Consider the following 11642-nt stretch of genomic DNA (forward strand, 5'->3'; position numbering starts at 1 on the left):
CACGTCTGCTCCTGCCTACGCAGGAGCAGACGCTTGTGAACAGCCTCTTACCTTGTCGGTTTCACGGTCACCGGTGCCTTGCCCGAGCGCATCTGCTGCAGCAGCGGCGCGCACTGGTTGGGCTCGTCGCCGCTGGGCGCCACCAGTGCCAGCAAGCCCGCCGCCGGACCGGCAATCACCCCCAGCGCCACCATCCCGGCACCGCGCAGCACCAGGGGCACAGCCTTGACCCCGGCACTGGGCTTGATGAACTTGCCCTGCACATAGAGCGGCGAACGCAGTGAGAACAGCCGCAGGCCCTTGGACTCGGGGGTGATGGTCAGGTCAAGTTGCTCGGTGGCCATGTTGGCAGTGCCATCGATGTAGATGATGGCGTTCTCGGTGTCGAAGACGAACAGCCGCGAGGTGGCCAGGCCGGTCTTGATGTCGAAGTCGGCGGCCGCGCAGTTGATCTTCACGTCCTTGTCGCCGAACAGTTTGCCGACCACATAATTGCCGACGTTGAGCCCGGCGATCTCCATCAGGCTGCGACTGATGGCGCCATCGTTGATCAGCATCTTCAGATCGCCGTTGGCACTGCCCAGCAGGGCCGCCACCGAGTTGCCGCGCCCGGCGATATCGGCGTCGCCATTGAGCTCGCCAAAGCTGGTCTTCATCGGTTCGAAGGTCGGGAACAGTTGCTTGAGCTTGAAGTTGCGCGCCGTCAGCCGGGCTCGTCCTTCCATGGGCGAGGTGTGGCCATTGAGGCGCACCTGGGCATCGAGCTTGCCGCCGGCCACGCCAAAACGCAGGGGCTCCAGGCTGAGCTGGCCATCGTTGAGCACCAGGTGGGTGTAGAGATCGGTGAACGGCAACTCGGCGCTGTGGACGATGCGCTTGCCGGTGAATTCCACGTCGGCGTCCATGTCGCGCCAGCGCTCGGTACGAAACTCTTCCACGGGCAGCACCCTGTCCGCCGGCTGCTTGCTGTCGCCTCCCCGAGCCTTCTGCTGGGCATTGGAGTCGGCGCCGATCAGCGGCGCCAGATCGCTCATCAACAGCTGGTTGGACACCAGCGCGCCACTGAGCTTGGGCCGTGGCTGGCTGGCCACGTAGGTCAGGTTGCCGTGGATGTCGCTGTCGCCGATCTTGCCGTTGAAGTCCCGGTAGCTGAAGGTCGCGCCCGCTGGATCATGCAGCTTGGCAGTCAAGTGGCCATCGGTGGAATACGGCGGCGAGTCCGGCAGGGTCACCCCGGTCAGCGGATAGAGATTGCCCAGGCTGGTGCCCGCCAGTTTCAGGCGCAGGTCCAGGGCGCCCAGGTTCAGCGGATCGGTCAGGCTGCCCCGCAGCTCCACCTTGGTGTCGCCGATCTGAGCCTGGGCCTGCAGCGGAAACGGCTTGCGGGCGTCCTGCAAGGCCAGCAGGCCACCGATCTTGCCGGTGCCGGCGAGCTTCTGCCCGTGGTACTGGCCCTTGACCTTGAGGGCAAAGGCATAGGCCTGGGGTTCGGCGCCTTTCTCGGCGACCTTTTTCGCCTCGCTCTCGCCGACGATGTCGCTGAACGGGATCGGCTTGCCAAGCAATTCCACCTGCAGGTCCAGCTGGGTCTTGAGGCTTCGGTCATCCAGGGTCACGTGGCCCTTGTCGAAGCCGATGGCGCCAATGTCCACCGTCCAGTTGGAAGGCTCGGCGTCGGGGTCCTTGGGATCGAACGTGAAGGTCCAGTTGGCGCGACCGTCCGCCAGGCGCTGCAACGCGGCGTCCGGCTCGGTGAGGTCGATGCGCGGAATGCTCACCCGCTGCGCCAGCAGGGCCAGGGGCGAGATCCGCAGTTCAACCCGCTTGAGGCTGGCCATCTGCGGTGCCTTGGACCAGTCCGGGTTGCCCAGGGTCAGGTCCTGGGCCACCACGTGGGGCCAGGGCACCCAGGCCCGCCAGCCGCCCTCGTCGGGCTCGCGCTGCCAGACGACTGACAAGTCGCCATTGATCGCGAACGGCCGATGCAGCTCCTCGGACACCTTGGCATTGAGGGTTGGCTTGATCCGGTTCCAGTCGAAAAAGGCAATCACCAGTACCAGCACGGCCAGCAGCAGGATCAGACCGAACGAGGTCCAGGCGAGAATTTTACGAGTGCGCATCATTGCACGAGGCTCCTTAAGACAACTGAGCGTCGAACCACGACGCATCGATGAAAAACCGGCGCAAAACCACCGGCTGTGAAACTAGGACTGGCAAAGCGCCCACAGGTTTGATCGGAAAGGCCGACCTAGCGAAAAACCCGTCATTGCTGCCCACTTGGACAGCCTTGTGTTACCGACTTCCGCCCTTCCATGGAGCATGAGTGAGTCGAAACTACCCACCGCAGTGCACGCCCCCAGAAGCCAGGAAGCCCGGGCTAGAGCCCCAGCGGCAAACAATCAATTCCGTTGATTATCATCATTGTGTTTATGAACTTTTATATCGATTTTGTGGCGGTAACATTAGCTCCGTACCCAATTTTTCGCCCTCCCAAGGAGCACCCCCTCATGAAACGCCACATCCTGTTGAGCCTGACTTTATCCATCCTGGCCGCCAACGCCTTCGCCCTGCCTGCTGCCGAGCAAGCCACTCCACAGGTCCAGGCCAGCCATAGCAGCGTGTTCACCCAGACCCTGGCCGAAGGTGGCTCGGATCGCCTGATCGAACGCAACAAAGTCGCCGCCGATGGTTATGATCGCACCCCACAAGGCCAGAAAGTCGCCGAAGATGGCTACGACCGTACTCCACAAGGTCAAAACGTAGCCGAACGCGGTCGCGATCGCCTGGAAGAGAAAGGCCTGGTCGAAGACGGCTACAGCCGCACTCCACAGGGCCAGACCGTAGCCGAAGGCGGCCGTGATCGCCTCGAAGAGAAAGGCCTGGTCGAAGATGGCTACAGCCGCACTCCACAAGGCCAGACCGTAGCCGAAGGCGGCCGTGATCGCCTGGAAGAGAAAGGCCTGGTCGAAGATGGCTACAGCCGCACCCCACAGGGCCAGACTGTTGCCGAAGGCGGTGCCGATCGCCTGGCAGAACGCCACCAAGCTGCGAGCTGAGGCCATGCTGGCCCAGAAAAAAGCCCGGTCCCTGGATCGGGCTTTGACTTTTCAGGGGGCTAGACTTTCCCCCTTGCCTGCACTGGCTTGATGCCAGTTCGACTCGAGCAAAGTTGATTTGCTAGAGTGCGTCGCTCACCTTGAGCAAAGAATTGCCCTTCAGATGCTGCCCCGCGCCGAACAGAAGCAACAGACCCGCAATGCCCTGATGGATGCTGCACGGCATCTGATGGAAGGTGGCCGCGGCTTTGGCAGCCTGAGCCTGCGGGAGGTGGCAAAAGCCGCCGGCATCGTGCCCACCGGGTTCTACCGACACTTCAGTGACATGGACCAACTGGGCCTGGAACTGGTCAGCGAGGTAGGCCAGACCTTCCGCGAAACCCTCCGCCTGGTCCGTCATAACGAGTTCGTCATGGGCGGCATCATCGATGCTTCTGTGCGCATCTTCCTTGACGTGGTGGAAGCCAAGCGCGTGCAGTTCCTGTTTCTTGCTCGCGAACAATATGGTGGCTCGCTGTCGGTGCGCCAGGCCATCGCCAGCCTGCGGGAAAACATCAGCTCGGACCTGGCCGCCGACCTGGCACTGATGCCCAAGCTACAGCACCTCAATGCCGCCGACTTCAGCGTCATGGCCGACCTGGTCGTCAAGAGCGTGTTCGCCACCCTGCCGGACATTATCGACCCACCCGTCCAGGCCCTGCCCGAACACCTCACACCCCAGGCGAAGATCACCCAGCAACTGCGCTTCGTGTTCATTGGGCTCAAGCACTGGAACGGCTTGGGCAGCACCGAGTAACCCTCCCCCCAGCCTTGCCAAGCCACCTGCGTCCGCTCTGCAGCGGGTCTTTGCACCTGCCCGCCAGACGGGCACCGGTTTGCGGCAAAAACATTTGCAGCGCACCAAGTCAGTGCTATAAATCAGCTCGACGCATTAATTTGTAACAAGATGCAACAAGAGGTACCCCTTTTCCAGGCGCAGTTACAGGGGTTTTTCCTTTCTTGCGGGCGATTGGCAAGGCCCTTGCTCTGGCTTGTGCATCGCTCATGGCTGGAAGCTTTCCGATGCTGGTGATCCACCGCCGAACCGCCCCACAGGCCACCTGGTCCGTAGAACTGCACCTGACCTACGAGGCGCGCAGCAAAAGTCGCCTGCGCTGTTTCAGCGCCGAGGGCGAAGACGTCGGTCTGTTCCTCGAACGGGGCCAGCCCCCCCTGCATGATGGCGAGTTCCTGGTCGCCGAGGACGGCCGCATCGTCAGGGTCTGCGCTCGCCCCGAGCCCCTGCTGCATGTCACCTGCGGCAATGCCCTGGAACTGACTCGCGCCGCTTATCACCTGGGTAACCGCCATGTGGCCTTGCAAATCGGTGACGGCTGGCTACGGCTGCTGGACGACTACGTGCTCAAGGCCATGCTCGAGCAACTGGGGGCCAGTACCAGCACCCTCCAAGCCCCTTTCCAACCCGAGCATGGCGCCTATGGCGGCGGCCACCATCATTCGCGCCACAGCGACGAAGACTTCAACTACCCGCCGCGTCTGCACCAGTTCGGCGTTCGCTCATGAACCCGGCCTGGGCCCTGCTGCGCCTGGCCAGCCCCCAACTGCCAATTGGCGGCTACAGCTATTCCCAGGGCCTGGAGATGGCGGTGGAGCAGCAGCGGGTCCAGGATCCGGAGAGTGCCCGACGCTGGATCGGCGATCAGTTGCTGCTCAATCTGGCGCGCTTCGAGGCCCCGCTGTTATGGGCCCATTGCCGGTCTGCGGCCGAGCAGGACTGGGAGCGCCTGCACCTGCTGTGCGACGAGCATCGCGCCAGCCGCGAAACTCGCGAGCTGTACCTGGAGAGCCGGCAAATGGGGTACTCCCTCAAGCAATTGCTCGAAGGCCTGCCGGAACTGGATGCCGGTGCCCGTCAGGTGCTGGCGCGACAAGAAGAACCACACCTGGCCCTGGGCTGGGCCCTGGCAGCCCGTGCCTGGCAGATCAGTCCCGAGGACGCCCTGGCGGCGTGGCTCTGGAGCTGGCTGGAGAACCAGCTGACCGTGCTGATGAAGACCCTGCCACTTGGCCAGCAAGCCGCCCAGCGCCTGACCAGCCAACTGCTGCCGTTGCTGCAACAAGCCCAGCATTCCGCCGTCACCCTCGATCCCGACCACTACGGCAGCGCCGCCTTCGGCCTGTCCCTGGCGAGCATGGCCCATGAGCGCCAGTACAGCCGACTGTTTCGTTCCTAAGGGCCCCTCATTTTGGAGAAGCACATGAACACACAACCCTTGCGCGTTGGCATCGGCGGCCCGGTGGGCTCCGGCAAGACCGCCCTGACCCTGGCCCTGTGCCTGGCCCTGCGCGACCGCTACAACCTGGCGGTAGTGACCAACGACATCTACACCCGCGAAGACGCCGACTTCCTGGTACGCAACCAGGCCCTGGCACCGGAGCGAATCATTGGCGTGGAGACCGGCGGCTGCCCGCACACGGCCATACGCGAGGACGCCTCGATCAATCTGGAGGCCGTGGATCAGTTGAATCGACGCTTCCCGGGGCTGGACCTGATCCTGGTGGAGTCCGGCGGCGACAACTTGTCCGCCACCTTCAGCCCTGAACTCTCGGACCTCACCCTCTATGTGATCGATGTCTCGGCTGGCGACAAGCTGCCCCGCAAGGGCGGCCCGGGCATCTGCAAATCCGACCTGCTGGTGATCAACAAGATCGACCTGGCACCGCTGGTCGGCGCCTCCCTGGACCTGATGAACAGCGACACCCAGCGCATGCGCGGCGACAAGCCCTTTGTGTTCAGCAACCAGAAGACCGGCCAGGGCCTGGCGGACATCATCGCCTTCATCGAACGCCAGGGCCTGCTGAGCGCAGCCTGAGCCCAACCTCGACACTCGAAAAGGACAGCGACCCATGACCTTCAAACGCATCCTCGGGGCCCTGGCCCTGCTGCTGGCTCCCACACTGGCCCTGGCCCATCCCGGCCACGGCGACAACGGCCTGGTGGCCGGGATCAGCCATCCCATCGGCGGCCTCGATCACCTGCTGGCGATGGTAGCCGTGGGCTTGTGGGCCGCCCAGCAGCAAGGCGCAGCACGCTGGGCGCTGCCCTGCACTTTCGTCGGCACCATGCTGGTGGGCGGCCTGCTGGGCTTTGCCGGCCTGGAATTGCCGGCGCTAGAGAGCGGCATTGCGGCCTCGGTGCTGGCCCTGGGCCTGGCAGTGGCCCTCGCGGTGCGTCCGCCGCTGCCGCTGGCCATGACGGCGACCGCGCTGTTCGCCTTGTTCCACGGCGTGGCCCACGGCCTGGAACTGCCGGAGATGTCCAGCCCCTGGGCCTATGCCGCCGGGTTCGTTGCTGCCACCGCCGCCCTGCACACTGCCGGTTATGCCGTGGTCCGCATGCTGCCCCAGGCCGCCGCGCCCCTGGTGCGCATGGCGGGCGCAGCCTCTGCCGCCGCCGGTGTGTGGCTGCTGGCCGGTTGAACGGCTCTCCTGCGCCAGCCGCTCCGCGCGGCTGCGACGCAGGGGCAATAGGCACAGCCTTCTCTGCTACCATGTCGCACATTCAAACCTGCCGTTAGAAGACGCCAGCCAATGCTCGATGTATCCCGCCCCACCCCCTCACCAGACTCCAATGCTGTGTTCCAGGCCGTGCACCAGCATTTCCATGAGGTGGTCGTCCCCCTGTGGCTGGGGCCGGGCTGGAACCCGCAACTGGCACTGCCCTTCGAGGCGCTGGATGGCGAACATCGACCGCTGCCGGCACAGCGCTATCGGGCCATGGCCTGCGCCCGACAGCTGTATGTGTTTTCCCAACTGATCGGCGATGCCTCCGCTCCCTACGCCGAGGCGCGCGCCGCCGCGTTGTTCCGTTCCCTGCAACGGCATTTCCATGATGCCGAGCATGGCGGGTGGTTCTACAGCATCGATCCGGCAGGGGCACCGCTGGATCGGCGCAAGGATCTCTACACCCACGCCTTCATCGTGTTCGCCTGTGCCCATTACTGGGCCAAGGTCCGCGAACCGCTGGTGGAGTCGGCCCTCAACGCGGCCCTGGAAGTCGTGGCCCGGCGCTTTGCCCAGGGCGACGGTCTCTACGAAGCCTGCCTCGACGAGAACTGGGCGCTGCTGGGCACAGGCCCCCTGCAGAACCCATCGATGCACCTGGCCGAAGCCTTCCTCGCCACCCTGGCAGCCCGGGACGATGCATCGGTGCAAGCGGCACTGCTCGAGCTGTGCCAGGCCATGCAGCGACACTTCATCGAGCCGCAGCATGGCGTGATGATGGAGAAACCCCTCGGGGCTGTGGATAACTGGTTCGAGCCGGGGCACCAGTTCGAATGGTATTTCCTGCTCGCCTCGTCACCGCTGCTGCGTGACAGTGCCCTGCATGCCTCCCTGGAGCGGGCATTCGCCTTTACCGAACAACTGGGTGTGGATCCACAGAGCGGCGCGGTATGCGCCATGCTCGAACTGCCACCCCACATGCCGCCCAAGGATGCCACCCAGCGCATCTGGGCCCAGGCCGAATACCTGCGCGCCCTGACCCTGCGCCCGGATGGCCAGGCGTCCCTGGCGCGCCAGCTGCAGGTATTGCACGACAACTTCCTGCATGCTGGCGGCTGGCATGAGTGCCTGGACGCAAGCGGCGCGGTCAGCCGCCGGGACATGCCCTCGACCACGCCTTACCATCTGGCCACCTGTTATCACGGGCTGGCGAGCTACTTCAGCTGAAGGCCCTGCCTGGCCTGCGAGCCGGTCAGGCAATCCATTTGCGATCCCCGGTGAAGCTGATGGTCAGCCAGCGAGTGGCATCGGCCCCGCCCAACTGGCTGGAAATATCTTCGCGCAGGCGATCCAGGATCGCCACATTGCCCAGCGGGTAGTCCACTGGCAGCACCACGTGAATCTCGATGAAGCGCGCCCGGCCGTGCTTCTGCACGTAGCTGACATAGTCATCGAACCCATGGGTGGCCTTGGCCCGCTCCATGACCTCGCGCACGGTCTCGTCCAGCTGGTCCGGGGCAATGCCAAGTACCTCGCGCAAGGCCGGACGCAGGATCTTCAGGGCTGGCGCCAGCATGCTCAGGGCCAGCACGATCAGGATCAGCGGATCGACATAGACGGCCCACTGGCCATGCCCGTAGTGCTTGAGCAGCAGCGCGCTGACAAAACTCACCAGCAGCCCCACCGACAGCATGGCGTCCACCAGCCAGCTGATGTTGTCGAACTGGATCAGCGACGACTTGAGCTTGCGGTTGCGATGACGCACGTAGAAGAAGTAGGCGAACTCAACCACGGTGAACACCGCGGCATAGACGATCACCAGGCCCAGTTCGATCTCTCGGCCGCCGTTGATGATGCCGAACACCCCATTGAGAAAGGCATAGATGGCGATCAGCAGCAGGAAGCTGCCCTCGATCAGCAACACCATGGGCTCCAGGTGCCAGAAGCCGAACTGGAAGCGCTGGTTGCCCGGTTTGGTCAGCAGCCTGGCCGTGATCAGCATCAGGACCTTGATGAAGGTAGCGATCAGGGAAAAGAAACCATCGAACAGGATGGATTGGGCGCCAGAAACAAAACCCGTGACGATACCGGCGATCGCCACGACGAACATCAGTACGGTCGATTGTTTGAGCAGGGCCTGCTCACCTCGGTTACTCACGATTCCTCCCACGGAACTTGGAAAACACCGCCTCGATGACGGCGGCAATACAAATTTAGGGGAGGAATTCTAGCGCGCCTCGGGTTCGACAAGCTGAAACGAATCAGCTCATGTATTTCCGAGTACGACCGGCTTCACTACGAAGCTGTGGATAACGGCTGTCGAAAAGGACGTGGTCTTGAGCGCCCAGGAAGGTCCTGCGGACCTTGGCGCAGCTTCGCCAGTCCAGCAGCGGCTTGTATCTCGACTATCGCGTCTACACACGCGATAGTTCTCGACTGATCATCGAGGAAGAGGAATGAAGCCGGGCAGCGGCTAAGGCCTTGAGCTTGCACTGTAGATTGAGCTCCTCCTCTTCAACCTCACTCGCTAAGTCCGAACGGTATCCTGGGCCCTGCATCGCATGGTAGCTCGCATCAACAAGGCTGAGACCGAGTGACGGATGATCCTTAACCTGCGCATCCGAGGAGGAGAATATGTCTAACGTAATCGGGATCGATATCGCCAAGAACACATTCGATGTCGCCACCCCTCTGCCCAATGGCAAGTACCGCACACGCGGCAAGATTCCCAACAAAGCCGAAGGCTTCGCCCAGCTCGACCAGTGGCTCAAGTTGCATGCGCAACCCAGCGCCAGGGTTGTCATGGAAGCCACCAGCGTTTATCACGAAGCCCTGGCAGAGCACCTCTACCACCAGGGTTACGAGGTCATCGTGGTCAACCCGGCCCGGGTCCATTACTTCAAGAAAAGCGAAGGAATCAACTACAAGACCGACAAGGTGGACGCCAAGCTGCTGGCCGCCTTTGCCCAGGCCAAGCACGAGTCGCCCTTGATGCCGTGGGCACCGGAGCCTGTGGCGATCCGCCGGCTACGGGTCCTGCTGCGACGCCTGGACGACCTGCAGGAGATGCTGCAGATGGAACGTAATCGCCAGGAAGTGGCGGATACGGTGGTTCAGGAATCGATCCAGTCGCACATCATCCACATCGAAAAGGACATCGCCCAGACCCGCCAGATGATCAAGCAGCATGTCGACGATGATCCCGACTTACGGGGCAAGCGGGATCTCCTGTTAAGCATCGACGGTATTGGCGAGAAGACCGCGTCAGTGATCCTGGCCGAACTGGGCGATCTCAAGGAGTTTCGTAGCGCCCGGGCCGTGGTCTCGTTTGCGGGGTTGAATCCACAGCTGGCCGAATCCGGCAAATTCAAGGGCCGCACGCTGATCAGCAAGGCTGGTTCGGGGCGTATCCGCCGAGCGTTGTACTTGCCCGGCATCACCGCCATGAACATGAGTGAGCCGCTCATGGCGATGAAAGAGCGCCTGCGGGCCAAAGGTAAAGCGGGCAAACAGATCGTCTGCGCGGTGATGCGCAAGATGCTGCATATCGTGTTTGGCGTGCTCAAATCGGGTCATCCTTATGACCCGAAATTGGCGCTTGCCCGGTAACGGGCAAGACGGTATCTACAGGAGTACGGCGCGCTGCCCGCGGAGGGACTGGCGCCGGCTACCGATTGACGGATCAGGCCTTGGCGTTGCGATCGATGGCGAAGCCGGCCCAGGACTGGCTGACCGGCATCAGTTCCAGGCTGTTGATGTTGACGTGGGCCGGGGTGTTCATGACCCAGAATATGGTGTCGGCGATGTCCTGGGGCTGGATCGGCTCGGCACCGGCGTAAGTCGCGTCATAGCGGGCCTGGTCGCCATTGAAGCGCACCAGCGAGAACTCGCTCTCGCACAGGCCCGGCTCGATGTTGGTCACCCGCACGCCGGTGCCCTGCAGGTCGCAACGCAGGCTCAGGGAGAACTGTTTGACGAAAGCCTTGGTGCCGCCATACACGTGGCTGCCCGGATACGGATAGTTGCCCGCGACGGATCCGAGATTGACGATCCCGGCACCACGGCCATGGGCGATCAGGCGGGGCAGCAACAGACGGGTGCTGTACATCAGGCCCTTGATGTTGGTGTCCACCATGGTGTCCCAATCGTCCAGTGCGCACTGGGGCGCAGGGTCCGCGCCCAGGGCCAGGCCGGCGTTGTTGATCAGGCCGCGCAGCTTGGCGAAGGATGGCGGCAGATTGGCGATGGCCTCTTCCATGGCCTTGCGGTCCCGGACGTCAAGGACCAGGCCGTGGACTTCGGTCTGCCTGGAGAGCTCCGCGCACAGGGCGTCGAGACGATCCTGGCGACGGCCGGTCAGCACCAGCGACCAGCCGGCCTCGGCAAAACGCCGGGCACAGGCTTCACCAAAACCGGAAGTCGCGCCGGTGATGAACAGAGTGGAAGTCATGGTGTTCTCCTTGCTGGGGGCGGGCTGGCAGGTTGATAAAAAACGTTTCGCAGCATGCCCGGGCCAGCCCCGGGCGGCAACCAGACCTTTGCCCTGCCCATCCTGTGCGAGAGCAACCGGCAATGACAGGCGCTCCTCCGAGAAGGCTGTACAAAAAATGTTCACATGCAGCATAACCACGGCCTGCGCGGGCTGTAGCCAGGTGCACGCACCTTATCCACAGGCCGGTCCACAGTCTTTGGGGGCAACTGCGAATCACGCGAGACCGCTATCCACAAGGCGTGGGCAGCCGCGGGCAAAGTTTTTTGCTTGACCTGGGCCGGCAGTCCGTGCCGTCACGTGCAGAAAAGATGACCGGACGGTCAAACACCATAAGGCCAGAGGCCAGCAATTACGCTGCCCGGGGCGCTCTTTCCAGAGTTTAGTCACAGACTTATCCACAGCTTTATCCAGGGCTGCGGCAGCTGCTTGCTGCGACAATAAAAAGGTTGACAAAAGCGGCCTCAAGTTAGGCAAAAATCCATGATCAAAAAACAACCAATTGCTTGCAGGCCACGTATTCAAAGGCTTCCAGCCAGCTACTCCCACGTTACCCACAGCCCGCTCCACAGCAAACGGGGACAAATCAAAAC

At 62.9% G+C, this 11642-nt stretch carries 11 protein-coding genes; 8 read left to right on the top strand and 3 right to left on the bottom strand.

What is annotated here, in order from left to right:
* Positions 1–47: 47 nt before the first annotated feature.
* Entirely contained in the window at positions 48–2123 is a 2076-nt protein-coding gene (locus LGQ10_RS16095) for an AsmA family protein (protein ID WP_226522541.1), read from the bottom strand.
* Positions 2124–2507: 384 nt separating this feature from the next.
* Between LGQ10_RS16095 and LGQ10_RS16100 the strand changes: the two genes are divergently transcribed.
* From LGQ10_RS16100 to LGQ10_RS16130, 7 genes are all read left to right on the top strand, one after another.
* Positions 2508–3056 carry a hypothetical protein gene (locus LGQ10_RS16100; RefSeq protein WP_226522542.1) on the top strand — a complete coding sequence of 183 codons (549 nt, stop codon included), beginning with the start codon at positions 2508–2510 and terminating at the stop codon, positions 3054–3056.
* A 163-nt stretch (positions 3057–3219) separates the two neighbouring features.
* Positions 3220–3852: a TetR family transcriptional regulator gene (locus tag LGQ10_RS16105; protein ID WP_058436324.1), complete on the top strand. Its 633-nt coding sequence runs from the start codon at positions 3220–3222 to the stop codon at positions 3850–3852.
* Positions 3853–4118: 266 nt separating this feature from the next.
* Positions 4119–4619, top strand: a complete 501-nt coding sequence (gene ureE, locus LGQ10_RS16110; RefSeq protein ID WP_226526147.1) for an urease accessory protein UreE — start codon at positions 4119–4121, stop codon at positions 4617–4619.
* Positions 4616–5290, top strand: a complete 675-nt coding sequence (locus LGQ10_RS16115) for an urease accessory protein UreF (protein ID WP_226522543.1) — start codon at positions 4616–4618, stop codon at positions 5288–5290. The genes ureE and LGQ10_RS16115 overlap by 4 nt, the downstream gene beginning before the upstream one ends.
* A gap of 24 nt (positions 5291–5314) precedes the next feature.
* The gene (gene ureG / locus LGQ10_RS16120) at positions 5315–5929 is read left to right on the top strand and encodes an urease accessory protein UreG (protein ID WP_058436327.1); all 615 of its coding nucleotides are present in this window, start codon (positions 5315–5317) and stop codon (positions 5927–5929) included.
* Positions 5930–5963: 34 nt separating this feature from the next.
* Positions 5964–6536 (top strand): HupE/UreJ family protein, encoded by a 573-nt coding sequence (locus LGQ10_RS16125; protein ID WP_226522544.1) that lies wholly within the window; start codon positions 5964–5966, stop codon positions 6534–6536.
* A gap of 111 nt (positions 6537–6647) precedes the next feature.
* Positions 6648–7787 carry an AGE family epimerase/isomerase gene (locus LGQ10_RS16130; protein WP_226522545.1) on the top strand — a complete coding sequence of 380 codons (1140 nt, stop codon included), beginning with the start codon at positions 6648–6650 and terminating at the stop codon, positions 7785–7787.
* Positions 7788–7812: 25 nt separating this feature from the next.
* On the opposite strand, the gene LGQ10_RS16135 is transcribed toward LGQ10_RS16130, so the two are convergent.
* Positions 7813–8718, bottom strand: a complete 906-nt coding sequence (locus LGQ10_RS16135; protein WP_226522546.1) for a cation diffusion facilitator family transporter — start codon at positions 8716–8718, stop codon at positions 7813–7815.
* A 476-nt stretch (positions 8719–9194) separates the two neighbouring features.
* Between LGQ10_RS16135 and LGQ10_RS16140 the strand changes: the two genes are divergently transcribed.
* A complete protein-coding gene (locus LGQ10_RS16140) occupies positions 9195–10169 on the top strand; it encodes an IS110 family transposase (RefSeq protein WP_226522547.1) in 975 nt (324 codons plus the stop codon).
* A gap of 73 nt (positions 10170–10242) precedes the next feature.
* On the opposite strand, the gene LGQ10_RS16145 is transcribed toward LGQ10_RS16140, so the two are convergent.
* Positions 10243–11010, bottom strand: a complete 768-nt coding sequence (locus LGQ10_RS16145; protein WP_058436320.1) for an SDR family oxidoreductase — start codon at positions 11008–11010, stop codon at positions 10243–10245.
* Between the last annotated feature and the right edge of the window lie 632 nt (positions 11011–11642).

This window comes from Pseudomonas sp. L5B5 (genome assembly GCF_020520285.1).
In the GTDB taxonomy this organism is placed as follows: Bacteria; Pseudomonadota; Gammaproteobacteria; order Pseudomonadales; family Pseudomonadaceae; genus Aquipseudomonas.

What these genes read in the sequence shown, in the direction of transcription:
- LGQ10_RS16095 (WP_226522541.1), bottom strand. Translation starts at nt 2,123, where the DNA reads ATGATGCGCACTCGTAAAATTCTCGCCTGGACCTCGTTCGGTCTGATC.
- LGQ10_RS16100 (WP_226522542.1), top strand. Translation starts at nt 2,508, where the DNA reads ATGAAACGCCACATCCTGTTGAGCCTGACTTTATCCATCCTGGCCGCC.
- LGQ10_RS16105 (WP_058436324.1), top strand. Translation starts at nt 3,220, where the DNA reads ATGCTGCCCCGCGCCGAACAGAAGCAACAGACCCGCAATGCCCTGATG.
- ureE (WP_226526147.1), top strand. Translation starts at nt 4,119, where the DNA reads ATGCTGGTGATCCACCGCCGAACCGCCCCACAGGCCACCTGGTCCGTA.
- LGQ10_RS16115 (WP_226522543.1), top strand. Translation starts at nt 4,616, where the DNA reads ATGAACCCGGCCTGGGCCCTGCTGCGCCTGGCCAGCCCCCAACTGCCA.
- ureG (WP_058436327.1), top strand. Translation starts at nt 5,315, where the DNA reads ATGAACACACAACCCTTGCGCGTTGGCATCGGCGGCCCGGTGGGCTCC.
- LGQ10_RS16125 (WP_226522544.1), top strand. Translation starts at nt 5,964, where the DNA reads ATGACCTTCAAACGCATCCTCGGGGCCCTGGCCCTGCTGCTGGCTCCC.
- LGQ10_RS16130 (WP_226522545.1), top strand. Translation starts at nt 6,648, where the DNA reads ATGCTCGATGTATCCCGCCCCACCCCCTCACCAGACTCCAATGCTGTG.
- LGQ10_RS16140 (WP_226522547.1), top strand. Translation starts at nt 9,195, where the DNA reads ATGTCTAACGTAATCGGGATCGATATCGCCAAGAACACATTCGATGTC.
- LGQ10_RS16145 (WP_058436320.1), bottom strand. Translation starts at nt 11,010, where the DNA reads ATGACTTCCACTCTGTTCATCACCGGCGCGACTTCCGGTTTTGGTGAA.